We start from the raw sequence: 23,263 nt of genomic DNA, 5'->3' as shown, positions 1-23,263 counted from the left end.
AGGCTACCGCCATCCTCCGGCGCTCGCCCCGACGTTTTCCGGTGCTGTAGGACACCCGCCTGGGTGGCGCTCAGATGTCGGGCTGGTCCAGATCGCGCCACTCTCCCGTGGTGGGCGCGCTCGATCCCGCGCCGCCGGACGGCGACACCGCCGCGACCGGACCGCCCGCGGGCCGCGGACGGCGGGTCCAGGCATCCGGATCGTGCAGCAGCTCGTCGAGGAAGGATGGCAGCAGATCGTGCGCGATATCGGCGACGGTCACCCGCTCCAGCACCGAGCGAATGTTCACCCGCAGCCCGATCCACACCCGCTGCAGCGGCTCGGCCGCGCCCGGGTAGCTGACATCCTCCGGCCGCTGCCCGCGCACCGAGGCCAGCGGACCCTCCACCGCGCGAATCACATCCGCGATGCTGATCTCGGCGGCCGGGCGGGCCAGTCGATATCCACCGTCGGGACCGCGGCGGCTGACCACCAATTCGCCCTTGCGAAGATCCGCCACCACCGATTCCAGCACCTTGGGCGGAATGTTCTGGGCGGCGACAATGGCATCGGCCTTCACCGAATCCGGTTGCGCCTTCGCGATTTCCACAAGGGTGCGCACCGCGTAATCGACCTTCGCGGTGATATGCACGAGAACTCCTGATCCAGATCGGTGGTGAGGAAAAACCCTATCGCGCCGGATTCAGCACGCCGAGTGCGGCATTCAACAATGTCGTCTCGATGTGATCTGCATCGGCGGCGGGCACGATCTCCTGGGACATCATCGCGGTGCTGAGCACCTGCATGGCCGCGGCCGCACGCAGCAGGGTGTCGTCGTCGGCATCGGGCCCGGCCATCCAGCGGCACATGCGGTGATGCAATTCGATCATGTCGGGATAGCGGTTGCCGAGGGCATTCACGATGGCGACGGTGTCGCGCATGCACAGCACGCCCACCTGGCGGTTGGCCAATGTCGAGTGCAGGCGCCGGCGGATCACCTCGGCCACATTCTCGGGAGTGTGCGGAATGTCATCGAGGCCCTCGACCTGATCACGCACTTCCTCGAACATCGGCTCGATGATCGCGACCAGCAGATCGACCTTCGAAGCATAGTGATAGTAGAGCGAGGCTTTTGTGATTCCTACCGCATCGGCGACCTCGCGCAGGCTGCTGTGATCGAACCCTTTGGTCGAAAACAATTGAAGAGCGGCGTCCCGGATCGCATCCTTGGTGCTTCTACCTGCGACAACTGTTCCGGACATGACCTGGCCACCCATACTCTCATCCTCTCACCCGCGTCGGACCGACGACCTCGGCATGCTCGGTATGCGATCTACGCCACCTAGAGTCGAGGTTGTTCCTCCGCTTAATCGCTCGGTAGTCTACCTACCGCACGGTAGGCAGATTCAGTTTCGTGGAGGCGGGGGGCGATGACGCCCCCGGCGGCAGTGCTGTCTACGCGCTCGCACACCAGCACCCTGTTTCGCCCACAAACCATCGCCCAGGAGAACCCCTGTGTCCGTATACCTCTATCGGTGGGGAAAGTTCGCCTTCCGCCGGAAATGGATAGTCATCACGGCGTGGGTCGCCGCGCTGCTCGTCATCGGCGGACTCGGCGGGGCCCTCGCCAAGCCGTTCCAGGACTCCTTCACCATGCCGGGCCTGCCGTCGGAGCGAGCCACGGAAATCCTCGACGCACACTTCCCGGGTGCGTCCAAGGAGTTCGACCCCAATGCCGTCAGCGCGACCTATGTGATCGCCGCGCCGGAGGGTCAGAAGCTGACCGACCCGGCGAACCAGACCAAGCTGTCGGAGTTCCTGACCGCGCTCGGCGACCTGTCGATCGTGGACAAGTCCGCGCCGCTGGTGAATCCGATCGACGCCACCAAGAAGATCGGTGAGCAGGCCGGCATCGACTGCCTGGCCGGCGACCGGTCCAACCCGAACTTCTCGGCGGTCTGCTCCAGCGCGCCGCTGAACGTGCTGAACAAGACCAACCCCGATTCGGTGGCCACGGTCCAGGCCAAGTTCACCATCGCCAAGTTCTCCGACATCAAGCAGGCCGATCGCGACGCCGCCTACAAGGTGGGCGACGCGGCGCGTGCCGCCGGGCTGCAGGTCGAGCTGAGCGGTTCGATCGCGCAGGATCCGGGCGGCTCGAACGGCTCCTCCGAGCTGATCGGCATCGCGGTGGCGCTGGTGGTCATGGTGATCGCGTTCGGCGCGATCGTGGCGGCCTTCGTGCCGATCCTCACCGCACTCGTCGGCGTCGGCACCGCCATCTCCATCATCATGTTCGGCACCCACTTCCTGACCGTGCCGACCTTCACCCCGATCCTGGCCTCCATGATCGGTCTGGCGCTGTCCATCGACTACGCGATGTTCATCGTCTCCCGCTACAAACACGAATTGGCCGTGTCGAATTCGCCGGAGGAGGCCGCGGGCACCGCGGTCGGCACCGCGGGTTCGGCCGTCATCTTCGCGGGTCTGACCGTCATCATCGCGCTGGCCGGCCTGAGCTTCGTGGGCGTCAGCTTCCTCACCTACATGGGCATCTTCGGCGCGGTCTCGGCCGCGATGGCGGTGCTGGTGGCCGTCACCCTGATGCCGGCGCTGATGGGCGCGTTCGGCCGCTTCCTGTTCAAGCCGAAGCTGCCGCTGGTCGCCAAGCACGACCCCGAGGACGAGCACTCCGTCACCAACGGCATGCGCTTCGCCCGCCTCATCGGCAAGGCGCCCGCGCTGACGCTGGGCATTTCGGTAGTGCTGCTGGGTCTGCTGGCCGCGCCCGCGGTGAACCTGCAGCTGGGTCTGCCCGGCGGCGACTCGATGCCGAAGCACACCACCGTCCGCAAGGCGTACGACCTGCAGACCGCGGGCTTCGGCGAGGGCGCGAACGGCACCCTGCTGGTGGCCGTCGACCTGAGCAAGACGCCGGAGAACCAGCGCACCGAGGCTCTCGACGCGCTGCGCTCCAAACTGGCCTCCTACCCGGGCATGGACTACCTGACCCTGTCCCGGCCCAGCGAGGACAAGCAGGCCGCCATGTTCATGGGCTATCCCAAGTCCGGGCCGAACAACAAGGAGACCAAGGACCTGGTCAAGAACGCCCGCGACGCCGAGTCCGAGTTCCATGACAAGTACGGCATGGAATACGGCATCACCGGCACCACCGCCATCTACGCGGATGTCTCGCAGGCGCTGCTGAACAAGATCATTCCGTACCTGGCGATCGTGGCCGGCGCGGCATTCATCCTGCTGCTCCTGGTGTTCCGCTCGATCCTGGTGCCGCTGACCGCCGCATTGGGCTTCCTGCTCTCCATGGCGGCCACCTTCGGCGCGACCGTGCTCATCTTCCAGCAGGGCCACTTCGGCCTGGTGGAGGCGCATCCGCTGGTGAGCTTCCTGCCGATCATGCTGATCGGTCTGGTCTTCGGTCTCGCCATGGACTACCAGGTCTTCCTGGTCACGCGCATGCGTGAGGAATACGTCCACGGCAAGTCGGCCAAGGAAGCGATGATCAGCGGCTACCACCACGGCGCCCGCGTCGTGACCTCCGCCGCCATCATCATGATCTCGGTGTTCAGCGCCTTCATGCTGGACGACAACGTGGTGGCCAAGTCCATGGGCTTCGCCATGGCGGCGGGCGTCTTCTTCGATGCCTTCATCGTCCGCATGGTCCTGATCCCGTCGCTGCTGGCGCTGCTGGGCAAGTGGTCCTGGTGGCTCCCGAAGTGGCTGGACCGCATCCTCCCCGACATCGACGTGGAAGGCGCCAAGCTCGCCGAGCTGAAGCAGTCCGCCACCCCCGCCGAGGAGAAGCAGCCCGCCACCGTCGGCTGACCCCCGCACGAAAACCACTCGGCCCCCACCCGATTCTCCGGGTGGGGGCCGAGTGGTTTTCAAAAGGAAAGCCCCGCAATGGTTTCCCGACGCGACTGTCCGATTCACAAGGGGCGGGTACGGATCCAGCGGCCGGTGGAGGGTAGAGCGACGAGGATGACGATGCCGAGGTGGATGACGGAGAAGACCATGGCATAGGCCAGGGCGCCGGGGCCGGCGTAGGGGTTGGCGCGCCATTCCCACAGATTGGCGGCGAAGAGGGGGAGGGTGCCGATGATCACCAGAACGCGGCCGATGGTCCGGCGGCGGAGGAGCAGGAGGCCACCCGGAATCAGGAGCAGGGCGGCGATCGGACCGCACACCATCCAGGACTGGATCCCCATCGATTGCCGGATGTCGGCCGAGAAACTCGACCAGGTCCAGCAGGCGAGAACGCTGCCCAGACCGGCGAGGAGGCCGAAGAGCAGCGCCATCGCGGCCCCGATGATTCCGGCCGCGCCGCTCTCCGGACGACGCGCCGGCTCCGGGTAGGGGTGGTACACGGATCGACCGGACTGATTGTGCGGGTACGACATCGGATCCTCCTGACCACCGGCTCACGCGGAAAGCCCCGCGCCGCAAGGAATCCTGTGCGCCCGGCCTTGATAAACCTTGTCGCCCGGATAAGGGGTGACCGCGCACTCGAGGGCGGGATGGGTGACGGACACTGGCGAGTGTGGACACCGACCAGTCTTCAGATATTTCTCAGCTATCCAATTTTTCGATGTTAACGTTGCTTCTCACAGCCGGTCTCGACCTTGAATCATCGTCTGAACCGGGCTGTAGATAGCTGTGGGCAAACCTCCGACCGGGACAAAGCACCCATCCTCCACGGCATCTGGAAACCACCGTCCACACACCCGCGTTACCGAAGGAGTCGATCAGATGCTCGCAGGAATCGCCCGCTCGGCAGCGGTCGCCGCGATAGCCGTTCCGCTCGTCGCCCTGGCCGCACCATCCGCATCCGCGAATCAGCCCGAGACGAGCCGGCCCGTGGCGGCGAATGCGGACCAGCCCCTGCTGTCGAATGTGGATGCGCCGTACATCTCGATCAACATCTGTGTCCACATCCCGACACCCGGATCAGCCACCCTGGACTGGTGCTGGCCGTAACCGGGCAGCCCGCTCGATCACTCGTTCCGCGAGCAAGAAAAAGGCCCCCCATCCACTCTTGCGGATGAGGGGCCGAAGCGGTGGCGGAGGGATTTGAACCCTCGGAGGGGGGTTACCCCTCACACGCTTTCGAGGCGTGCTCCTTAGGCCGCTCGGACACGCCACCGCTGGTGACTTTACCTGAGCACCCGCCGGATTCCGAAATCGCCTGGAAAGAGGGCTAAGGGCGGTGGGAATCGAAGAATTCGGCCAGGAGAGCGGCACATTCGGATTCGAGGACGCCGGCCCGGACCTGGGGGCGGTGATTGAGACGTCGGTCACGGACCACATCCCAGAGGGATCCGACGGCACCGGTCTTGGGTTCCCAGGCGCCGAAGACGAGGCGGCCGATGCGGGAGAGCACCAGGGCGCCGGCGCACATGGTGCACGGTTCGAGAGTGACGGCGAGCGTCGCGCCCTCCAGCCGCCAGCCATCGCCCAGCACCCGGGCTGCCGCGCGCAGAGCCAGCACCTCGGCGTGCGCGGTCGGATCGCCCAGGGCCTCACGGGCATTGGCGGCACGCGCCAGTTCCCGCCCCTGGGCATCGAAGACGACCGCGCCGACGGGGACGTCGCGCGGGTCGGCGGCACCGGCGGCGGCGATGGCGGCCCGCATCATCGCCTCGTCGGAGGCGAGCGAGCCGATCAACGCGGGAGCTTGTCCAGGACCGCGGAGAATTCGTTGGCGAAACCGAGGCGCTGGGCGATCATGCCGAGCTGCTCGTCCGGGTACAGGTCGGTTTCGGCGAGGATGACCGCCAGCACCGGTTCGGGCAGGCCGAGGTCGGCGAGGACGCCGAGGTCGCCCTCCTCCCATGGTTCGACGTCGTCGATCTCGTCCGGGTCGATGTCGGGAATCTCGATATTGAGTTCCTCGAGCACATCGGCGGCGATGTCGTAGTCGATGGCGGCCGTGGCGTCGGACAGCAGGATGCGGCTGCCGGTGGGGCCCGGACGCAGGATGACGAAGAATTCGTCGTCGACGTCGAGCAAACCGAACACCGCGCCGGAACTTCGCAGCGCCCGCAACTCGTGCTCGGCCGCGGACAGACTGGACAGTGAGGCGTCGCTCAGCGGCGTCACTTTCCAGTTGGCTTCCTCGCGGACAACCGCCACTGCGAACCCTTCCACGTCGTCGAACTCATCCGACGTCGCCCTGTTCGTGCTCGAGCGCTGTGCTGCCATGGCCGCAACGGTAGTCCGCTTCGGGGGAAATGTTGAAGTCGTATGCGAATCTGATCGAATGACGGGCACTCCGAAACCAGCTGTCTGCGTCCTCGGTACCGGTTTGATCGGCGGATCGGTGCTGCGCGCCGCCGCCGGCGCCGGGTATGAGGCGTTCGGCTACAACCGGTCCGAGGTCGGCGCGAAGGCGGCCCGCATGGACGGATACGACGTGATCAGCGATGTGGAGGCGGTGCTCTCCCGGGCGGCCGAACGCGACGCGCTGGTGGTGATCGGTGTGCCCATGCCCGCCATCGACGCCGTGCTCTCGGACGTGAAGACCTTCGCCCCCGACTGTGCGCTGACCGATGTGGTGAGCGTGAAGGCGCCGGTCGCGGCGGCCGTACAGCGCCACGAGCTGGGCGCGCGCTACGTCGGCGGCCACCCCATGGCCGGGACCAGCGAATCCGGTTGGGCCGCATCCTCTCCCGACCTGTTCAAGAACGCGGCGTGGGCGGTGAGCGTCGATCCGGGCGTACACGCCGACCCCTTCCGGCGTGTCGCGCAGCTCGCACTGGACTGCGGCGCGGCGGTGGTGCCGGTGCTGGCGGTGGAACACGATCGCGCGGTCGCCCGCATCTCGCACCTGCCGCACGTCCTCGCCGAGGCCCTCGCCATCGAGGGCGCCAACGGCGGCGCGCTGGCCCTCGGCTTGGCGGCCGGCTCCTTCCGCGACGGCACCCGGGTCGCCGCCACCTCACCGGACATGGTCCGCGCCATCTGCGAACCGAACGCCGCGGCGCTGCTGGATGTGCTCGACGACACCCTCGAGATCCTCACCCAGGCCCGGGACAGCCTGCGCGCCAACGGCACCATCACCGAACTCGTGGAGGCCGGCCACGACGCCCGCACCGACTACGAGGACAACGAGCGCTGGGTCATCACCGATGTCCGCCCCGGCGACCACAACTGGCTCACCAAACTGATCGACGCGGGCCGTTCCGGCGGCGTCCTCACCTCGCTCGACTAGATCTGTCTCGGCGAACCCCGGCTAGATCCGTTCGGCCAGGCCGGGGTAGTCGAGCAGGAAGCCGTCCTCGTCGACGGTGACGGTCGCGCTGGAGACGGGCGAGAGCACATGGATGCCGTCGGAGCCGCTGCTGTAGGTGAGGCTCGCTTCCTGCACCAGCAGATCGGGCAGGCGGACGTAGACGACCGGAACCTGCACGTCCTCGCTGGCGTGGGCCAGGCCGTAGCGGCGGATGGGGAGGGTGTTGAAGAACGGGCTCAGCACCACGTCCACATCCAGCGCGCCGCCGAAGGTGGAGCGCACGTGGGTGTTTCCGGCGTCGATGAGCCAGTAGTTCTCCTCGTCGCGGGCGATGGAGGCGTGACGTTCACCGCTGGCCAGGGTGCTGCGCAGCGACAGCCGCTTGGTGACCCCGGACTCGTCGGTGACCAGGTCGTAGGACGCGCTGAAGGCGGGATACTCCTCGCAGGCGCCGGCGATGATGCGGCCCGCGGCGCGAATCCGATTGCCGCTCAGCACCACCCGCACCGACTCCATCCGCGATCCGTCGTGCGCGCGCCACGTGAGAATGGCCGGCCACCGCGGCGCTCCCGGGTTCGCGTCCTCACTCCCGTTATCCGTCACGCCTATAACCGTAGTTCCCCCCGCCCGCGCACCCGCGCTACCCGGCCGGTATCACTCCCCCGGCGGCACATCGTGATCAACACGCAATGGTGCCGGGTGGTTCCGGGTGTTCGCGCACACCACCGCCTGCTGATCATCCGCCCGGGTCATAGCGAGGGTCTCTGGATCGCGAGTGCGGAAGGGTGTTGCTCACGGTGGGGTTACGCGGACTCGAGTAACGTGCTCTGGGCACGGGGACTCCGGGGTGAAAGGGACTGTTGTGACGGGCGCGCGGATGGTCGGCCTGTTCGCCGGCATCGGCGGGCTGGAGCTCGGGCTCGCGGCGCACGGATGGCGCAGTGAACTGCTGTGCGAGATCGACTCCGGAGCGCAGGCGGTGCTGGCCGCGCATTTCCCGGACGTGCCACTGCATTCCGATGTGACCAAGCTGCGCGCGCTGCCGTCGGGGACCGAGCTGGTGGCGGCGGGCTTCCCCTGCCAGGACCTCTCCCAGGCCGGGCGGACGGCCGGAATCACCGGGGCCCGTTCGGGTTTGGTGGACGAGGTGTTCCGGCTGGTCAAGCGCAAGAAGGGCCCGCGCTGGCTGCTCATCGAGAATGTGCCGTTCATGCTGCAGCTCGGTGGCGGCGCGGCCATGCGCCACATCACCGCCGCGCTTACCGAGCTCGGCTACACCTGGGCCTACCGGGTGGTGGACGCGCGCGCGTTCGGGCTGCCGCAGCGGCGGGAGCGGGTGCTGATGCTGGCCTCCCGCACCGAGGATCCGCGGCCGATCCTGTTCGGCGCCGACGCCGGGCCGCGCGAGGTGGGCGATCCGGCGCACGATCCGTGCGGCTTCTACTGGACCGAGGGCACCCGCGGCCTGGGCTGGGCGGTGAATGCCGTGCCCACCCTGAAAGGCGGCTCGGCCCTGGGCATTGCGAGCCCGCCGGCGGTCCGGCTGCCCTCGGGTGAGCTGGTGACGCCCGGCATCACCGACGCCGAGCGGCTGCAGGGCTTCGACCGGGATTGGACCACAGCCGCTCTGGCGGTGCCCGGGGTGCGGCCGGGGCATCGCTGGAAGCTGGTCGGCAATGCGGTGAGTGTGCGCATGGCGTCCTGGATCGCCGCGCGCGTCACCGATCCATCCGACGATCCCATCCCGGACGGCGCGCCGCTGACCCGCCGCAGCTGGCCGGCGGCGGCCTGGGGGCATCGTGGGGAGGTGCATCGGGTTCCGGTGTCCACCTGGCCCGTTCACGCGCCTTACGAGGATCTGCGCTGGTTTCTCGACGACTCCCGGCTGCTGTCCGCGCGCGCGACCGCGGGCTTCCTGCGGCGCACCCGGATGGGCTCGCTGCGCTTCCCCGACGGGTTCCTCGACGATGTGGAGAACCATCTCGAGCGCATGGGGGGCGCGCCGCGCGAGGCGGCGTGAGGCGGCCGACCTTGCCGGCCCGGCGGGCCGCGATGAGGATGGCCTGATGGCGGATGCGCGGCGACCGGGCACCGATGCGGCGACCAGTGCGCGCATGGCGAGGCAGCGGCGCGTGGGGACCAAGCCGGAGCTGGAACTGCGGCGGGAATTGCACCGGCGTGGAAAACGCTTCTTCGTGGACCGGGCTCCGCTGCCGGGGCTGCGGCGGCGGGCCGATCTGGTGTTCCCGCGGCGAAAGGTGGCGGTCTATGTGGACGGGTGCTTCTGGCACAGCTGCCCGCAACACGCGACACACCCGAAGAACAATGCGCAATGGTGGGCCGACAAGCTGGCGGGCAATGTGGCGCGCGATCGCGACACCGATGCCCGGTTGACGGCGGCGGGCTGGACCGTGGTGCGGGTGTGGGAACACGAGGCCGCGGAATCGGCAGCCGACCTGGTGATGCGGGCGTTGGCACGCGCCATGTGACGGCCATGTTTCCGAATGGGAGACAATGGACCCAAGACCGGACCAGCCGACCAGTCCGGACAGATCGGAAGCTGCGGGCAGGGCAGTACGAGATAGCGAGGCCAGCGAAAGCGAGCGCGGTGATGCCAACCGAGCAGAAACTAGCCGAGACGGTTCCGACGGCGAGGGTTCTCCAGCCGCGGTGGCGACGGGCGCTGCGCTGGTTCATCGCGATCTTGATAGCGGTCGCCGGACTCGGCTATTCCTCCTGGGTCCTGGAATTCATCCTGCCCATCGACAGCAACCCGACCAACACCTTCCTGAGCCAGCTGGCCGAGAAGGGCGCGCCGTTCCGGTGGGTGTTCAGCACCGGGGACACCATTTCCGGGTCGCTGCTGGTGGTGGCGGGACTGGCTGGGCTGCTGCTGTTCTCGCGACGGCTCTACTCGACCATCGGATGGGTGGCGCTGACCTGCTTCGGCGCGGCCACCATCGCGGACGCGCAGTGGCCGATCGTGCCCGAGGATCCGAACGCGCGCAAACGCTATGTGGATACCGGACTGTTCCCGCAGCTGCACCAGATTCACGCCCTGACGAGCACGCTGGCGGTGTTCTCCATCTACATCGCGATGATCGCGTTCACCGTGGCGGCCTTCAAGTACCGGCGCTGGCCGATTCTGCGGCACACCGGACTGTGGATTCTGATCGTCGGTTCGGCGGTGACGGCGTGGATGCTGATCGCCGACAATCTGCCCGGCAACTACGGCCTGGGCATCGCGCAGCGCATCCAGGTCGGGGCCATGTCGCTGTGGCTGGTCGCGCTGGCGGTGCAAATCGTTGTGGCCGAACGGGATTCCGGCCCGCCGGCCAAATACCGGCGCACCGCCGCCTCGTCCGGCGACTGACCGCCCCGACCGGTTAGGGTCGGACCTGTGACCAGCGATGCGCAACTCGCCGACACCGTCGCCCTGCTCGACACCGTCGCCGCCGCGACCGGGCGCCTGCTCCCCGCGATCGCCGCCCTCGGCGACGCCGACCTGGTGGAACCCTCACTGTTGCCCGGATGGACCCGCGGCCACGTGCTCGCCCACCTCTCCCGCAATGCCGACAGCCTGGTCAATCTGCTGCTGTGGGCCCGCACCGGCATCGAAACCCCGCAGTACGCAAGCCAATTCCTCCGCGAGGCCGACATCGAGGCGGGCGCCCCGCGTGCGCTGCGCGAACAGCTCGAGGATTTCACCGCCTCCGCCGAACGCTGGCTGGATCTGGCCCGGGTCATGCCCGCGGACCGCTGGCCCACCCTGGTCCGCAACCGCCAGGGCGGCGAGATCCCCGCCACCCGCATCCCGTGGATGCGCCTGCTGGAGGTGGAGATCCACCACGTGGACCTCGCCATCGGCTACACCCCCGCCGACTGGTCCGAGACCTTCACCACCCGCCTCCTGATCCAATCCATCGGCGAGGTGCGGCCCGCCGACGGCACCGGCTTCGCGGTGACCGCCACCGACACCGGCTACACCGGCACTGTCGGCACCCCGGCCACCACCATCACCGGCCCCGCCACCGCCCTCGCCGCCTGGCTCATCGGCCGCTCCGCCGGCAAGGACCTCACCGGCGACCTCCCCGACCTCGCCGCCTGGAAGTAACCACCGCCCCGGGCAGCCCGACCCGCATGGGCACCCCAAAAGCCAAGAGCCCCACACCATTCGGTGCGGGGCTCTCGATCTTGCGCGCCCGGAGAGACTCGAACTCCCAACCTTCTGATCGAGAGTTTCGATCAAACGTGCCGGTGGTGTGCAGGATTTCGGCACAAACCCGCAGTTGTCAGTTCAAGTCGGTATGAACGACGGACCTGCACACCCTGCGGGTTTGGACAGGGAAATCACGCAAAGCGCACCCAGAATTCTTGGGGAAATTTTGGGGATAGGTCAAGTCCGTACACCCCGCCACCGCATGAGCGAGTGTCGATTCCATGCAGCCGGCCTCCCGGTGTCGAGGTCGCCGGTTTGCACCTCGCCCGGGTTCACGACCGACTCCGTCCGGTCAGCCGGTAGCCCCGGCGGGACGACTGACCGGCACGATCGTGACGAGGCCGTCGAGGCCCTCGAGGTCCTTCGGATTGGTCGTGTACAGCGGCAGCCCGTTGCGCGCAGCGGTGGCGGCGATCATGAGGTCGGCCGTCCGGCGTCGCGGCTGTCGGCCGATCGCATATACCGAAGCGCAGATCAGCCCGAAGATACGCGCGGCTTCGCTGTCGTAGGGCAGGGCCTCTCCGAACGTCGCCTCCGTGTGCTGCAACACCGCAATCCGGCGAGCGCGCTTGATCGGATCGTCGGTGGCATACGGTCCCCGTGACAGTTCGCCCAAGGTGACCGCGGTGATAGCGGATTCGACGGGCAGTTCGGCCGGATCGAAAACCGACAACGCCGCGACGATGCTCGTGTCGAGCACGCCCCTCGCCCGGGGATCGTTCACAGGCCGGTCCCTTCGAACGGGTCCTCGGACAACTCGTCGGTGACGGCCGTGTCCAGGTCACGCCGCAACTCCTCGTAGTCCAGCGCGGGAGCGGTAGCGAACATCGTCTGGGCCTGGCTGGTGCGGACGAAGCGGTGTCGCCTGATCGGCGTTACCTCGGCCAACGGCTCACCATTGATGGTGAGCAGGTATTGCCGACCTTCCCGCAGCCCGCGGGTCACGGCACCGGAATCGTTGACAAATTGCCGGACGCTGACCTCGGTCGGCGGGGACATTTCCGGGACAGCCATAGATACACCGTACCACGCTGTGGCACGATGCGGGTCTGATCGGGATGAAGATCTGCCAGCACACAGCGGGCACCGTCAACGCGCGACCGGCCACAACGGCCGAGAAGACCATCACATCGAACCCAATTTACGGCCATAATTCATCACCGAAATATGGCGACATAGGGGTTGATGATCATGGACGTCGGAATTCGAGAACTCCGCGACAGCCTCAGCCGTCACCTGGCCGAAGTTCGCTCCGGCCGCACCATTACCATCACCGATCATGGGGCGGCCGATCGCCCGCATCGTTCCCGTCGAGCAGCCGACCAGACTCGAACAGCTGCGGGCCGAAGGGCGAATCCAAGCGGCACGCAAGAAGAAGCAGCCGGCGCCCACGCCCGTCCAGGGGAAAGGCATCGTCAGTGAGCTGATCGACGAGCTGACGGTGACCGTCAACCCGAAGACCTCCACCTCGAAAGGGGTCTCCACGTGGTCGACGATCATGGTGTAGAAGCCGACCAGCTGTTCTTCGTCGCCGTAGGCGTCCACTGTGGCTTCTTCGACCATGACCCGCAGCTGCGCTTTCGTGAGCCTGCCCATCTCTTGGCCTATCGGTTGCGACGGAGAAGTTCGGCCAGACGCTCACCGACGACGGAGATGCTGGGCGTCGGCGCGCGATCGAAGAATTCCTTCTTACGACGGCGCAGCAGAGCTTCTCCGTCGCGGTCCCAACAGAATCCGGGCTTTCCCAACAACTTGCGGAACACCGGATCGGCCCCTTCCCGATGACGCTCGACCAGACGCCGGATCGGCAGTGTGGAAACGGAATCGTCACGCAGATAGCCGCGCAGCACCGCGAGGTAGGTCCGGTCGCCGGCGAGCGCGGGATCGGCGAACAGGGCCTCCAGCCGACCGAAGTCGCCATAGAAGTTGAGCCCCTCGACCTCGTCGTAGATCACGCCGACCGTCTCCGCGTCCCACAGCTGCTCGGGCAGTTCGGCAAGCATGTCAGGAGTCGGTCCGGCCGCGGCGGCGCGCTTGGCCGCCTTGTCGTCGAGACCCGCGAGTGCCTTCTGCCGGCGGCGCCGGTAATGCTCGCTCAGTCTCTCCCGGACCTCCTCCACCGGCAGCACCACCAGGTCGCCGCCGAACAGGTCGATGAAATCCGCGCGGTCCTGCGCCTGCATCTCCCAGGCTCGCCGCAGCAGTTCGGGGTTGCGGCGCAACAACTCCGGATGCGCGGTCAGCATGGTCAGGGCGTTCTGCGCTACTTGGCGCACCGCGGATTTGGGGAGCGCCACGAAATTTCCGCTGACGAGCCACGCATCAGCATCCTGTGACAGGGGCACAATCCTGGCGATGGCGAACATGCCCTTTCGCAGGCGAGCGAACGGCGCAGCCCCGAGATTCGAATAAACGCGGTAGACCAGGTCGTCGATCAGGTTGTGCAGCACAATCTCGACCCCATCGACGAGCCTCACCTCGAAGCATCCCTCGACGACGTCGCGCCATCCCAGCAGCAGCTCCCGATCACCGCCCGACAGCGGCGGACGATGTTGAGCGACAAACCGTTCGACGACGGTACGACCGTCGGGCAGTCGATGCTGCAGCGCGAAATGATCGACGGCCAGAATCGCCAGGCCTTCGTCCAGATAGCCCTGATCGTCGGCGGCGTCGATCAGCGCGGCGGTCAACTGCCTGTCGAAACGCGAACTTTGCGCGAACGCCACCAGTTCCGCCTTGAGCTCACCGGCGCGATAGATCAACTCCTCGAGTGGACCGGTCGCAGCTCGCTGCGAATTCTTGATCGCCTTCAGAATCCTGTCCTTGCTCCTCGGGTGACGGTGCCGACGTCTCCAGACCCTACCGGTGACCGGCACCCAAAAATCCGGAAACCTCACGGCAGCATACGATTCCGCTGAAAAGCCCCCTCAACAGGATGCGGTGTCTCACGACGTCCCCCATACACCGTCGACGAGCAGGGCAGTGCACGGCAGACTGGTTGCTCGTGGAACGCTATCCCGGCGAGCTCGAAGACCTGCGCGCGGAGACCGCTCGTCTACGCCGCCTGCTCGATCTGACCGAATAGCAGGCTCGTGCCGCCGCTCCGGATCAGACGGCGGTGGGGACACCGGTCGACATGCGTTCCAGCCCGGAGGCCAAGGTCCGGTTCTATCTCGACCTTTTCCGCTGCCGCGACGACGTTTACGCGGTCCGCTGGGAGAACCGCCGTGACGGCCGCTCCGGGTGGATGCCTGCCATCCGAGGCCGATGGAGCAAGGGTATGTCCCGGTCGGAGGCGCTGTACCTGCCGCTCACCAACGACGTCATCGCCCGCCACTTGCGCGGCGATCACCATGTCGGCCTGTACCCGCTCACCGACGATGACACCTGCTGGTGGGTAGCGGCGGACTTCGACAAGAGCGCAGCCATGCTCGACGCGCTGGCCTTCCTGAAAGCCGCTCGCGCCAAGGACATTCCGGCTGCGCTCGAAGTGTCCCAGTCCGGGCGCGGCGCGCACGTGTGGATTTTCTTCGCCGGGCCCACGCCCGCCGCCACGGCACGCCGGATCGCCACCGGCCTGCTCGCCGAGGCAATCCAGTTGCGCGGCAGCATGAATCTGTCCAGCTACGACCGGCTATTCCCGTCACAGGACACCCATACCGGCCGAGGCATGGGCAATCTGATCGCCGCACTACTTGCCCTGCTCACCACCCTCGTCGAATCCGCCGACAGCACACTGAACATCGACGACAACCGCACCGACGGCAGCGAGCAGACCTTCACCTGGGCGAGCGAACTACGAGCCGAACAGCAAACCGCCTTGCGCGCAGTCGAAGCTCAGGAAACCTGCGTGCTGATCGCGCCGCCCGGCACCGGCAAGACCGTGATCGCCTGCGCGGCAATCGCTTCCCGCGCCACATCGACCTTGATCCTCGTCGACCGCAAAGCCCTCGCCGACCAATGGCGGACCCGGATCCTCGAGCACCTCGGTATCAAGTGCGGACAGATCGGCGGCGGCCGGTCCAAGACCACCGGGGTGATCGACGTCGCCCTGCTGCCCACCCTCGCCCGCCGCGCCAATGTCGACGAACTCACCCGCGGATACGGCTTCGTCGTGGTCGACGAATGCCACCACATCGCCGCCTCCGCCTTCACCGACGTCCTCAACCAGATCCCCGCCCGCTACTGGCTCGGTCTCACCGCCACCCCCTACCGGCGCGACCAACTCGACGACCTCATCTACCACCAACTCGGCTCACACACCCACACCATCGACGCACCCGCAGCCGACCACCTGCCAACCAGCGGCGACGCACCCGCGCCCCACCGGATACTCCACGTGCACCCAACCCGGTTCGCCTACGACGGCGACGCCGACCCGAGCCAGCCCGGTGGAATCGCTGAAATCTACCGCGCACTCGTCGCCGACGAAGAGCGCCTGAAACAGATCGTCACAGACGTACTCGACGCCCATCAGGCTGGCGCGAACATTCTCGTCCTCACCACCTGGGTCGACCACGTCGACGCACTCACCGAACATCTCACCGCCGCGGGCTGCGAGGACATCATCGTCCTGCGCGGCGGCATGAAAGCTCGTGAACGCCAAGCTGTCATCGAATCGATCGCAACGCGTGTAGCCAGCGGTTCCCCGCTGCTGCTCGTCGGCACCGGCTCCTACATCGGCGAGGGCTTCGACTGCCCCGCCCTCGACACCCTGTTCCTCGCCGCACCAGTCTCGTTCAAAGGCCGCCTCGTCCAATACGCCGGGCGCATCACCCGCGCCCACCCCGGAAAGACCACCGCGACCGTTCACGATTATCACGACGTCCTCACCCCCGTGATCGCCTCCTCACTGCGCAAACGCGCACCCGGATACGCCGAACTCGGGTTCCCGGACCCACGCAAACTCGGGAACTGAACTCCTGGACGAAACGGCGAGCCATGCTGGAACGGGAGTACTGCGCTGACCGCAACAAACCGAATCGCCTGGCCCGCAGCCGAGATCGAAGGACCAGCCGACACTGGACCGGATCGATCTTGCTCAAGGTGCGGTTTGGCGTCAGCCAGCAGACGGAACGTTTGGCCGCGAATTCTTGGCATATTCTTGGTGGAGGTCAAATGCGCCCGCCGAACCAAGAAGCCCCTGACCAGTTTTCCCTGGTCAGGGGCTTCTTTCTGCGCGCCCGGAGAGACTCGAACTCCCAACCTTCTGATCCGTAGTCATAAGCAGATCGGTTGTGGCTGATGGGAACTCGTACAGAACGAGGACTACCAGGTGATGCGATGCCGTTGATGTCATCGCTGTTGTCGTCAGCCATGTCGTCAACGCTCGTAGGTCTGGGTGATTTCTCGGCTGTCTCTGGCCACCTGACGCAATGGCTGTTGCACACTTCTGAGATGGAAGAGCGCAAGGACGTGACCGTTCCCGCCACAGCAGCACACGCAACTGCGACTGCGACGCTCACCGCACGTGTCGGCGTCCGAAACTATCGTGCGACTCAACTGTTGTGGGCGGCACGTCGTGCGGCGCGCGAGAGCCGAGAGATCGAGGCCGACCTTGCTGGCACGCACAAACCTAGTATCGAACTGGGGGCCGTCGTGACGAACGCGGTCCTCCTCTCTGTTGCCTTCATGGAGGCATCGGTGAACGAGATACTTCAAGATGTCGCCGAGTCCAAGCCGGGCGCACTCAATCCGAGATGCACCGGCATTGATGAGGATTCTGCGACGCTGATCCGTGAGCTTTGGACTCCGCCGGCCCGATTGGAGCGAGCCGGGATACTGGAGAAGTACCAAGTCGCGTTGACTGCCAGCCGGAAGCCACCACTGAACAAGGGCGCTAACCCGTATCAAGCCGCGTCAAAGCTGATCGACCTCCGGAATGCACTCGTCCACTTCAAGCCTGAGTGGCAGATGGACGATGACGAGCATGTGCTTGAGCGAAAGCTCGATGGGCTGTTCCCCCTCAATACCATCTTCCGAGAGCCGGTCTATCCGTGGTATCCGAATATGTGCTTGGCGACGGGCTGCGCTGAGTGGGCAAACAGCTCCGCTACTGCCTTGGTCGATGAGTGGTGGCGAGCGATGGGCCTCGTCCGGAACTATCACGATGAGTTGTGCTCCATGCCAACCCCATAGCAGCGGTATTCGATAGAAGCACGACAGTCCATGTTTGCGTATGGCGGGTAGCGTTGGCATGCAGGGTGATTCGGCCTGCGAGCGGCGGAATCAAGGCTTGTGTCGTTGGTGAGATTGGCTGAATTCGATACCCCTGCAGACTGATTGCGGGCTCGGGCAAGACTTCTCGCTCGGCGGATGGTCTTGCGGACGGGCGGCGCGGGTGTAAGCTGATTGGCGCTGGATTGAGCCTGGCAGGTATGCCAGGTCTGGCACTGACCATCTTCGCGGTGGCCGTATTGCTCAACCTTGTTCCGACGCTGGTGGCTCGCTTTGGAGCCAGTGATGCAGAAGGGAAGGTGATGAGGATGATCGGTTCTCCTTGGTTTGGTGCGGTGTCTTCCGCAACTGCGCTCGTGTTTTCCGGTGTCATGCAGAGTGTCATCGCGACCGCAGTGCCAGGCTGAGTCCAGCGCTCAAAGTCCCTGACGCGAGGTGCGCCGGGGACTTTTCTTGTCCCTGCTTCCTTATACTGGCCGCTCTCTGTGGAAGGGAGTCGGGTCAAGGGTGGGCGGATGCCCATCGGCGTAGCCGACGCGAAGCGCCCTTGATGCGGCTTCCTGGAGCGAGACAATTGGGCCGATGAGGAGGCGGGGAGACCCACCAGGAGCCGAAAGGGGCTGGGAGCCGACGTCGTTGTCGGCTCACTACCGAGCGCCGTTGCCCGGTGCCCCTGTCGGGAGGGTCAGGGAACGTACCAGCCGCAGGCGTGGCAGATGTGGTCGGCGCACCAGTCGCACTCGCCGATCAGGCACCAGTTGTCGCAGCCGGGGCCGTTGCAGACGGGGCAGTCCTCGGGGGTCCAGGACCAGGGGCGGCGGGGAATGACGGCGCGGGCCCAGGTACCACCGAAGCTGGGGTCGGGGACCAGTTCCCAGCGGGCGTTGCGGTGGGAGATGTCGGGCAGCTCGCTGAGGGCGATGTTGACCATGGGAGGAGTCCTTTCCTGCGGTGCGGAATCTGGGCTTGCCCAGATCAGGAGCCCTCCCCGGCGTCCAGGCTCACATCGTGACCCGAAGGGCTTGGCCTGGACGCCGGGGAGGGCTCCTGATATGCCTCTGGCTGATTCCTCGCCGCGGGAAAGGATTCCGGTGGTGATCCGCCCTCGGCGAGCTGGCCGACATCGGACGCAACGGCCGCTGGGAACTGGTCCCTGGCAGGCGGTACCGATTCGCGCCGGCGGTCCCCGCCGCCCCTGGTCCTGGACTCGGGTGCCCCAACTACCGGCCCCGGCTGCGACCGCCTGGTACCTGATCGGCGAGTGCGACTGGTGCACCGACCACATCTGCCACGCCTGGTACGTCTACTGACCCACTCGGGACACCGGGACCGCGCTCGGTAGCGAGCCGACAACGACGTCGGCTCCCAGGCTCGTGAACTCCGGTAGCAGGGTCTTCGTGGCAAGCGGCGAAGCCGTGCGGCAGCTCGTTTGGCGGTGACTGCGGCCGATGTCAGCGATTCGGGCTCCTCGGTCGGGGCGCCGGCCGATTCGGTTCCGGCTGAGGGACATCCGACCGGACTCGGCTCCCAGCTCGCCCCGCTTTTCGATCCTGTCCGTTGCCTGAAGCAGCCCAATGGGTTTCGGGGCGCTGCCTTACGGGCTTCGGCGCTGCGTGCCGCCGACGCGCCCGACGCACCGCGGGCGACGCACCATCAGCCAGCGTTGTGCGTCGCCGCGTGGCGGCGGCGCGCAGCGCCGTCGCCCGCGTGCGTCGCCCTTGAGACCATAGAGGCAAATTCGGCAACGAGATGCGAACTGGACTCGGATTGCGGTGCGCGGAGGGCAGAATCGGTGCTATGTCTGATCTCACGCTGACCCCGGAACGGCGCGAGGAACTCGCCGCGCTACTCGGTGACGAGCGGCGCCTGCGGACCGAGTTCCCGAAGGTCGCGGACTACCTCGAAACAGCTCCAATGCTGCCAGGCACAGACGACCAGCTTCGAGATGCATCGTTCGACCTTCGTCTCGTGCACTACATGACTGGCGGGCAGACGACAGACGGAAACCCGTACTGGGACATCGTCGGACCCGCTGTTGAAACGCATGAGGGTCACAGGGTCGTGAACGGCGGCAAGGTCTCCGGCAGCGCTCGACTCGCCTATGCGCAGACGATTCTTCAAGCCGCATACGCCTACGCGATACCGTCGCCGCAGACGATCAGTTGGGTCCGCGGATTCCTTGAAGGGCTGCCGCTCGTAGAGCTCGGGGCGGGGCGTGGCTATTGGGCCGCGCAGATCGCTCGCGCTGGCATGAAGATCGATGCGTATGACTCGGAACCGCCGGACAACACCGAGAACGTCTCGTTTCCAGGCGCTGCCGGTCAGCGAGACGTGTGGCATGAGGTGGGAGATCTCGATCAGTACGAGGCGCGAACAGCGGGCCGCGATGATTTCGCCTTGCTGCTCTGCTGGCCGCCCGGATGGGGAAACTCAATGGCGTCGGAAGCGCTCATGCGGTTCGCCCAGAATGGGGGCAGCCGATTGGTCTTTGTCGGGGAGCCCAAGGGCGGCAAGACAGGTGATGATGCCTTCTTCGAGGCTCTCGCGACGGACTGGGAGCTCAAATCGACTGACTCCCAGTACGTTTCGTGGTGGAACCTTGCGGATGTGGCTCAGGGCTGGGTTCGCAGGTAGGTCAGCTCAGGATTCGTCGCCGCCTAGTGCCATCCGGAATACAAAGGCGTCGTACCGATCCAGCGGGTACGACACGTCCGAGATCATCAGAACTCGGCCATCCGGGCCGATGAATCGCTGATGGACGGTCTTCACCAGTTCACCCGGCGGTGTTCCGAGCCATTCGGCATGGGACGGTGCCGGCAGTCGATCGGCGATCGTCTCCTCCAAGAACTCCGCACCTGTCGTGTCGTGGACCCCGACGGGCTGGAAGGAATCCGAGACCGAGATTGGCTTTCCGTTTTCACTGGCCCGAGTGATCACCCGCGTGATCTCAACCCCTTCGGTGAGCCCCAACGCCTCTGCGAGCTCCGCTGAGGCGGGAACCCGTTTTGTATCGCGCTCGATCGATACCTCGTGCTCCGACTCATGACCGAAAGTTGTTTCCGGGCTCTCCATCTGCCGCTCCGGCGACACTCGCACGAGGTTCGGGCGATCGGCCACGAAGGTTCCCCGGCGTTCGATGCTTCGAACAAGCCCCTGGCTCAGCAGGAGCTTGATCGCGCGACGGATGACGATGTCCGAAACTCCACCGCTGGCTGCCATTTCAGCGAGGCTCGGAAGCTGGGTACCCGGCGGCAGGGCTCCGGAACGGATTCGGCGTGCGTACTCGCCAGCAATCGAGACGTAGGCGGGTTCTCCCACGAGACTCAGCCCCTTCGGCGTCGGTTCATCCTTATTGACAATCATCGTCAGTATACGCAACTGCGTATACCCATCTACCTCGTTTGTGAACATGACACATCAACTCCTTCTGTGTATACGCAAAGCATTGTGAGTATACGCAGTTGCGTATACGCTAGATCCATCGGCTTCCGATCCAGCGGGATGCCTTTGGACACAAGGAGATTGACGTGGGCGTTCAGAAGGGCCATGAGTTCCCTGCACTGCACAACGATGTGTTCCCGAATCAGCTGCTGATGCTGAGTCAGATCACGCAGGTGATCAAGTACAACCCGGACCGAAACGCGGTGCCGGAGCAGGCGATCGACTACGACCCGAAGACGGGTAAAGGCACGATGCTGCCGCTGTGGAAGGTCACGGTGTCGGACCCGAGTGAGGAGAAGGGCAAGCGCGCGAGCTTCGAGGTCATCTTCCGGGCTCCGGTGCAGCCGGTTCCCTCGACGGAGGAGATCGCGCCGAACACGGGGATCCGCTTCATTGAGCTGGAGGGCTTGACCTGCGAACCGCGGGTGATGGGTCAGGGCGAGTTCAAGTACCTCGGCTACATCTACCGCGCGACCGGCATCAAGGGCGACAACTCGGGGTCGAAGATGCCGCCGGCCGACGTTCCGGCCTCGCGTCCGACCCGTGGCGACAAGGCGGTCGCGTGATGAGCATCGATGCCTTCATGAACGTGTCGTCCACGAACACCTACCGCGATGACGAGTTCCTCGTCCATTACACCGATTCCATCGACAAGGTCGTCGTTCATCTCGGTTCCGGTGAGCTGTACATGTCGCTGCCGTTCGCCGAGGAGTTGTTCACGAAGCTGCGTGAGGCGCTGAAGGATGGCGCTCTGGCTCAGGCCGCGAATTCCGGCACCGGATTGTGGCTGAGCGCAACCGATTTCGTCTCCTCGGACGCTGTGTCCGAGCTGCGCGGGAAGACGGTGGCGTGATGAGCACCTCGGAGCAGCGTGTGCGTGCACGCAAGACCCGCAAGGCGGAGAACGTGGCCGCCGACCAGGGTGTGAAGCCCAAGCGTGGCCGCGGGGACAAGAAGATCGGCTGGAACGTCCCGTCCACCTGGGCCTGCGAGGGCCAGATGGACCTGTTCGACGCGCTGGAGGGGGAGCAGTGATGACGCGAAAGTCTTTGAACCACAGCCTCTCTGACCCTCGTCTGTCGCCGGATCGTGCGTGCGCCGGGGTGGAGACGGAGCTGTTCTTCCCTGGATCGCGTGATCAGGCGCTGGCGGCGCAGCGGGTGTGTGAGCACTGCCCGGTGCTGGCCGGTTGTGCGGCGTGGGCTCTGCGTCAGGGCATGACCGATGGTGTGGTGGCCTCGGTGTGGCTGCCCTCGCAGGGTGCGAATCTGCCGACGAAGCGCACGGCGTGGAAGCGGTTGGAGTTTGTGGCCGCGACCGGACGGTCCTCGATCTACCAGGAGGCACAGCACGGGCAGGAGGCGGCGTGATGCGGTGGTGGAAGGCGATCGCGCGCTATACCAAGCTGGTCGGTGACGGGTACGTCCGCCACGAAGGCAACTCCGATGCCCTGTTCCCGACGGTGGATTCGATGGTCAAGCGTGAGGGCTACTGGGTTCCTCGCGATGACTCCCTGGTCCTGGATTTCGTGGACAGTCTCGCGGACTGCCGCCATGGCGTGAACGATCCGAAGCACTTGCAGGCGTGGGGCTCTCCGGCTGTCCGGTTCCGCTGCACCTCGCGTGCGAACTGCGCCGAGGTGGTGATGGTCTTCGGTGGCCATCACTGCGACGGGGTCATGCCGACGCTGCTGATGAGCATGAACATGGCTCAGGAGCTGTCGGCGATGCTCGCTGCGGCCGTCTACGAGGGACGCATTGCCCAGGGTGCTGCGTTGGAGCCGATTCCGTTCCGCGACATCACCTATGAGCCGTGTGGCTGCGAGCGGCTCAGCGACGAGGAGCGCATGGCCGATGAGTGGACGATGCTGGTGGGAGGTGAGCAGTGATGGTGGCGAACAACAACATCGCACCGCGTCCTGCCCCGCCGGCCACGTTCGCCCGTGGAGCGTTCGGGATCGCTGTGGCGCTGGTGGCTCCGGTCATGATTGCCCCGGCTGCGGTGGTGCTGCTGGTCTTCGGGCATCACTCCGACCCGGACGGGCCTGCCCCGACCGCGGTGCTGGTGTCGGACCCGACCGGCAAGCCGTGCGTGATGTTCTGCGACGAACCGGCCCAGACCTCGGACACCCCGATGCCGACACCGGACCCGGCGACCTTGTGCCCGCCGTTCTGCGAATTCGAGCGGTGGTGAGCAGC

General features: G+C 66.0%; 29 protein-coding genes and 1 tRNA gene. 17 read left to right on the top strand and 13 right to left on the bottom strand.

Annotated features, from left to right (window positions below):
- Window positions 1–70 precede the first annotated feature (70 nt).
- Window positions 71–631, bottom strand: coding sequence for an RrF2 family transcriptional regulator (locus tag ON33_RS00950; protein ID WP_083868503.1), 561 nt, complete (start codon window positions 629–631; stop codon window positions 71–73).
- 37 nt (window positions 632–668) lie between these two features.
- The gene (locus ON33_RS00945; protein ID WP_040853766.1) at window positions 669–1,256 is read right to left on the bottom strand and encodes a TetR/AcrR family transcriptional regulator; all 588 of its coding nucleotides are present in this window, start codon (window positions 1,254–1,256) and stop codon (window positions 669–671) included.
- 238 nt (window positions 1,257–1,494) lie between these two features.
- Here ON33_RS00945 and ON33_RS00940 point away from each other — a divergent pair, with 238 nt between their 5' ends.
- On the top strand, window positions 1,495–3,822 hold the full coding sequence (locus ON33_RS00940; RefSeq protein WP_040853765.1) for an MMPL family transporter: 2,328 nt from the start codon (window positions 1,495–1,497) through the stop codon (window positions 3,820–3,822).
- A gap of 104 nt (window positions 3,823–3,926) precedes the next feature.
- Here the strand turns inward: ON33_RS00940 and ON33_RS00935 are convergent, their stop codons facing one another.
- A complete protein-coding gene (locus tag ON33_RS00935) occupies window positions 3,927–4,397 on the bottom strand; it encodes a hypothetical protein (RefSeq protein ID WP_040853764.1) in 471 nt (156 codons plus the stop codon).
- Between the two features lie 349 nt (window positions 4,398–4,746).
- Here ON33_RS00935 and ON33_RS00930 point away from each other — a divergent pair, with 349 nt between their 5' ends.
- Window positions 4,747–4,974 (top strand): hypothetical protein, encoded by a 228-nt coding sequence (locus tag ON33_RS00930; protein ID WP_040853763.1) that lies wholly within the window; start codon window positions 4,747–4,749, stop codon window positions 4,972–4,974.
- Between the two features lie 78 nt (window positions 4,975–5,052).
- On the opposite strand, the gene ON33_RS00925 is transcribed toward ON33_RS00930, so the two are convergent.
- The 3 genes from ON33_RS00925 to ON33_RS00915 form a co-directional block, all read right to left on the bottom strand.
- Window positions 5,053–5,140 (bottom strand) — tRNA-Ser (locus ON33_RS00925).
- 54 nt (window positions 5,141–5,194) lie between these two features.
- Window positions 5,195–5,632, bottom strand: coding sequence for a nucleoside deaminase (locus tag ON33_RS00920; protein ID WP_040853958.1), 438 nt, complete (start codon window positions 5,630–5,632; stop codon window positions 5,195–5,197).
- Between the two features lie 26 nt (window positions 5,633–5,658).
- Window positions 5,659–6,198 (bottom strand): tRNA adenosine deaminase-associated protein, encoded by a 540-nt coding sequence (locus ON33_RS00915; RefSeq protein WP_040853762.1) that lies wholly within the window; start codon window positions 6,196–6,198, stop codon window positions 5,659–5,661.
- A gap of 58 nt (window positions 6,199–6,256) precedes the next feature.
- Here ON33_RS00915 and ON33_RS00910 point away from each other — a divergent pair, with 58 nt between their 5' ends.
- Window positions 6,257–7,207, top strand: coding sequence for a prephenate dehydrogenase (locus tag ON33_RS00910; protein WP_040853761.1), 951 nt, complete (start codon window positions 6,257–6,259; stop codon window positions 7,205–7,207).
- 21 nt (window positions 7,208–7,228) lie between these two features.
- Here the strand turns inward: ON33_RS00910 and ON33_RS00905 are convergent, their stop codons facing one another.
- Entirely contained in the window at window positions 7,229–7,831 is a 603-nt protein-coding gene (locus ON33_RS00905) for a putative glycolipid-binding domain-containing protein (RefSeq protein ID WP_218001345.1), read from the bottom strand.
- 274 nt (window positions 7,832–8,105) lie between these two features.
- On the opposite strand from ON33_RS00905, the gene ON33_RS00900 reads away from it, so the two are divergent.
- From ON33_RS00900 to ON33_RS00885, 4 genes are all read left to right on the top strand, one after another.
- Window positions 8,106–9,248, top strand: coding sequence for a DNA cytosine methyltransferase (locus ON33_RS00900; protein ID WP_174391464.1), 1,143 nt, complete (start codon window positions 8,106–8,108; stop codon window positions 9,246–9,248).
- 46 nt (window positions 9,249–9,294) lie between these two features.
- Window positions 9,295–9,717: a very short patch repair endonuclease gene (locus ON33_RS00895; RefSeq protein WP_040853757.1), complete on the top strand. Its 423-nt coding sequence runs from the start codon at window positions 9,295–9,297 to the stop codon at window positions 9,715–9,717.
- A 122-nt stretch (window positions 9,718–9,839) separates the two neighbouring features.
- A complete protein-coding gene (locus ON33_RS00890) occupies window positions 9,840–10,601 on the top strand; it encodes a DUF998 domain-containing protein (protein ID WP_083868501.1) in 762 nt (253 codons plus the stop codon).
- A 27-nt stretch (window positions 10,602–10,628) separates the two neighbouring features.
- Window positions 10,629–11,342 carry a maleylpyruvate isomerase family mycothiol-dependent enzyme gene (locus ON33_RS00885; protein WP_040853755.1) on the top strand — a complete coding sequence of 238 codons (714 nt, stop codon included), beginning with the start codon at window positions 10,629–10,631 and terminating at the stop codon, window positions 11,340–11,342.
- A gap of 397 nt (window positions 11,343–11,739) precedes the next feature.
- Here ON33_RS00885 and ON33_RS00880 read toward each other — a convergent pair whose 3' ends face one another.
- The 4 genes from ON33_RS00880 to ON33_RS37835 form a co-directional block, all read right to left on the bottom strand.
- Window positions 11,740–12,171 carry a type II toxin-antitoxin system VapC family toxin gene (locus ON33_RS00880; RefSeq protein ID WP_040853753.1) on the bottom strand — a complete coding sequence of 144 codons (432 nt, stop codon included), beginning with the start codon at window positions 12,169–12,171 and terminating at the stop codon, window positions 11,740–11,742.
- Complete coding sequence (locus tag ON33_RS00875) at window positions 12,168–12,461, bottom strand: prevent-host-death protein (protein ID WP_157184359.1); 294 nt, start codon at window positions 12,459–12,461, stop codon at window positions 12,168–12,170. The genes ON33_RS00880 and ON33_RS00875 overlap by 4 nt, the downstream gene beginning before the upstream one ends.
- A gap of 111 nt (window positions 12,462–12,572) precedes the next feature.
- Entirely contained in the window at window positions 12,573–13,010 is a 438-nt protein-coding gene (locus ON33_RS40835) for a hypothetical protein (RefSeq protein WP_157184358.1), read from the bottom strand.
- A 41-nt stretch (window positions 13,011–13,051) separates the two neighbouring features.
- Entirely contained in the window at window positions 13,052–14,209 is a 1,158-nt protein-coding gene (locus ON33_RS37835) for a hypothetical protein (protein WP_218001344.1), read from the bottom strand.
- A gap of 374 nt (window positions 14,210–14,583) precedes the next feature.
- Here ON33_RS37835 and ON33_RS00860 point away from each other — a divergent pair, with 374 nt between their 5' ends.
- The 3 genes from ON33_RS00860 (at window position 14,584) to ON33_RS40830 (ending at window position 18,031) form a co-directional block, all read left to right on the top strand.
- Window positions 14,584–16,365 carry a DEAD/DEAH box helicase gene (locus ON33_RS00860; RefSeq protein WP_245550248.1) on the top strand — a complete coding sequence of 594 codons (1,782 nt, stop codon included), beginning with the start codon at window positions 14,584–14,586 and terminating at the stop codon, window positions 16,363–16,365.
- Between the two features lie 365 nt (window positions 16,366–16,730).
- Window positions 16,731–17,585 (top strand): hypothetical protein, encoded by an 855-nt coding sequence (locus ON33_RS00855; protein WP_245550247.1) that lies wholly within the window; start codon window positions 16,731–16,733, stop codon window positions 17,583–17,585.
- A 239-nt stretch (window positions 17,586–17,824) separates the two neighbouring features.
- Entirely contained in the window at window positions 17,825–18,031 is a 207-nt protein-coding gene (locus ON33_RS40830; protein ID WP_157184357.1) for a hypothetical protein, read from the top strand.
- Between the two features lie 278 nt (window positions 18,032–18,309).
- Here the strand turns inward: ON33_RS40830 and ON33_RS00850 are convergent, their stop codons facing one another.
- Window positions 18,310–18,555, bottom strand: coding sequence for a hypothetical protein (locus ON33_RS00850; protein WP_040853751.1), 246 nt, complete (start codon window positions 18,553–18,555; stop codon window positions 18,310–18,312).
- 866 nt (window positions 18,556–19,421) lie between these two features.
- Here ON33_RS00850 and ON33_RS00845 point away from each other — a divergent pair.
- Window positions 19,422–20,258, top strand: coding sequence for a hypothetical protein (locus ON33_RS00845; protein ID WP_040853749.1), 837 nt, complete (start codon window positions 19,422–19,424; stop codon window positions 20,256–20,258).
- Window positions 20,259–20,264: 6 nt separating this feature from the next.
- On the opposite strand, the gene ON33_RS00840 is transcribed toward ON33_RS00845, so the two are convergent.
- Complete coding sequence (locus ON33_RS00840) at window positions 20,265–21,035, bottom strand: GntR family transcriptional regulator (protein WP_245550246.1); 771 nt, start codon at window positions 21,033–21,035, stop codon at window positions 20,265–20,267.
- A gap of 116 nt (window positions 21,036–21,151) precedes the next feature.
- Here ON33_RS00840 and ON33_RS00835 point away from each other — a divergent pair, with 116 nt between their 5' ends.
- The 6 genes from ON33_RS00835 to ON33_RS00810 are packed head-to-tail and all read left to right on the top strand — an operon-like array spanning window position 21,152 to window position 23,258.
- A complete protein-coding gene (locus ON33_RS00835; protein WP_051151501.1) occupies window positions 21,152–21,631 on the top strand; it encodes a hypothetical protein in 480 nt (159 codons plus the stop codon).
- Window positions 21,631–21,918, top strand: coding sequence for a hypothetical protein (locus tag ON33_RS00830; protein ID WP_040853748.1), 288 nt, complete (start codon window positions 21,631–21,633; stop codon window positions 21,916–21,918). The genes ON33_RS00835 and ON33_RS00830 overlap by 1 nt, the downstream gene beginning before the upstream one ends.
- Entirely contained in the window at window positions 21,918–22,100 is a 183-nt protein-coding gene (locus ON33_RS00825) for a hypothetical protein (RefSeq protein WP_040853746.1), read from the top strand. Before ON33_RS00830 ends, ON33_RS00825 begins: the two co-directional genes overlap by 1 nt.
- Window positions 22,100–22,435: a WhiB family transcriptional regulator gene (locus tag ON33_RS00820; RefSeq protein WP_218001343.1), complete on the top strand. Its 336-nt coding sequence runs from the start codon at window positions 22,100–22,102 to the stop codon at window positions 22,433–22,435. Before ON33_RS00825 ends, ON33_RS00820 begins: the two co-directional genes overlap by 1 nt.
- Window positions 22,432–22,953, top strand: a complete 522-nt coding sequence (locus tag ON33_RS00815) for a hypothetical protein (protein ID WP_040853742.1) — start codon at window positions 22,432–22,434, stop codon at window positions 22,951–22,953. Before ON33_RS00820 ends, ON33_RS00815 begins: the two co-directional genes overlap by 4 nt.
- On the top strand, window positions 22,953–23,258 hold the full coding sequence (locus tag ON33_RS00810) for a hypothetical protein (RefSeq protein ID WP_040853740.1): 306 nt from the start codon (window positions 22,953–22,955) through the stop codon (window positions 23,256–23,258). The genes ON33_RS00815 and ON33_RS00810 overlap by 1 nt, the downstream gene beginning before the upstream one ends.
- The last annotated feature ends 5 nt before the right edge of the window (window positions 23,259–23,263 follow it).

Origin of the sequence: Nocardia niigatensis NBRC 100131 (assembly GCF_000308655.1) — a bacterium.
Classification (GTDB): Bacteria; Actinomycetota; Actinomycetes; order Mycobacteriales; family Mycobacteriaceae; genus Nocardia; species Nocardia niigatensis.
Note: the sequence above shows the minus strand (reverse complement) of the source record. Positions and strands in the feature narration are given on the sequence as shown.

Excerpts from the sequence above, each read along its gene's own strand:
- ON33_RS00945 (WP_040853766.1), bottom strand. The coding sequence starts at position 1,256 with ATGGGTGGCCAGGTCATGTCCGGAACAGTTGTCGCAGGTAGAAGCACC.
- ON33_RS00935 (WP_040853764.1), bottom strand. The coding sequence starts at position 4,397 with ATGTCGTACCCGCACAATCAGTCCGGTCGATCCGTGTACCACCCCTAC.
- ON33_RS00930 (WP_040853763.1), top strand. The coding sequence starts at position 4,747 with ATGCTCGCAGGAATCGCCCGCTCGGCAGCGGTCGCCGCGATAGCCGTT.
- ON33_RS00920 (WP_040853958.1), bottom strand. The coding sequence starts at position 5,632 with ATGATGCGGGCCGCCATCGCCGCCGCCGGTGCCGCCGACCCGCGCGAC.
- ON33_RS00915 (WP_040853762.1), bottom strand. The coding sequence starts at position 6,198 with ATGGCAGCACAGCGCTCGAGCACGAACAGGGCGACGTCGGATGAGTTC.
- ON33_RS00910 (WP_040853761.1), top strand. The coding sequence starts at position 6,257 with ATGACGGGCACTCCGAAACCAGCTGTCTGCGTCCTCGGTACCGGTTTG.
- ON33_RS00900 (WP_174391464.1), top strand. The coding sequence starts at position 8,106 with ATGGTCGGCCTGTTCGCCGGCATCGGCGGGCTGGAGCTCGGGCTCGCG.
- ON33_RS00895 (WP_040853757.1), top strand. The coding sequence starts at position 9,295 with ATGGCGGATGCGCGGCGACCGGGCACCGATGCGGCGACCAGTGCGCGC.
- ON33_RS00890 (WP_083868501.1), top strand. The coding sequence starts at position 9,840 with ATGCCAACCGAGCAGAAACTAGCCGAGACGGTTCCGACGGCGAGGGTT.
- ON33_RS00875 (WP_157184359.1), bottom strand. The coding sequence starts at position 12,461 with ATGGCTGTCCCGGAAATGTCCCCGCCGACCGAGGTCAGCGTCCGGCAA.
- ON33_RS40835 (WP_157184358.1), bottom strand. The coding sequence starts at position 13,010 with ATGGTCGAAGAAGCCACAGTGGACGCCTACGGCGACGAAGAACAGCTG.
- ON33_RS00860 (WP_245550248.1), top strand. The coding sequence starts at position 14,584 with ATGCGTTCCAGCCCGGAGGCCAAGGTCCGGTTCTATCTCGACCTTTTC.
- ON33_RS00855 (WP_245550247.1), top strand. The coding sequence starts at position 16,731 with ATGCCGTTGATGTCATCGCTGTTGTCGTCAGCCATGTCGTCAACGCTC.
- ON33_RS40830 (WP_157184357.1), top strand. The coding sequence starts at position 17,825 with ATGCCAGGTCTGGCACTGACCATCTTCGCGGTGGCCGTATTGCTCAAC.
- ON33_RS00850 (WP_040853751.1), bottom strand. The coding sequence starts at position 18,555 with ATGGTCAACATCGCCCTCAGCGAGCTGCCCGACATCTCCCACCGCAAC.
- ON33_RS00845 (WP_040853749.1), top strand. The coding sequence starts at position 19,422 with ATGTCTGATCTCACGCTGACCCCGGAACGGCGCGAGGAACTCGCCGCG.
- ON33_RS00840 (WP_245550246.1), bottom strand. The coding sequence starts at position 21,035 with ATGTTCACAAACGAGGTAGATGGGTATACGCAGTTGCGTATACTGACG.
- ON33_RS00830 (WP_040853748.1), top strand. The coding sequence starts at position 21,631 with ATGAGCATCGATGCCTTCATGAACGTGTCGTCCACGAACACCTACCGC.
- ON33_RS00825 (WP_040853746.1), top strand. The coding sequence starts at position 21,918 with ATGAGCACCTCGGAGCAGCGTGTGCGTGCACGCAAGACCCGCAAGGCG.
- ON33_RS00820 (WP_218001343.1), top strand. The coding sequence starts at position 22,100 with ATGACGCGAAAGTCTTTGAACCACAGCCTCTCTGACCCTCGTCTGTCG.
- ON33_RS00810 (WP_040853740.1), top strand. The coding sequence starts at position 22,953 with ATGGTGGCGAACAACAACATCGCACCGCGTCCTGCCCCGCCGGCCACG.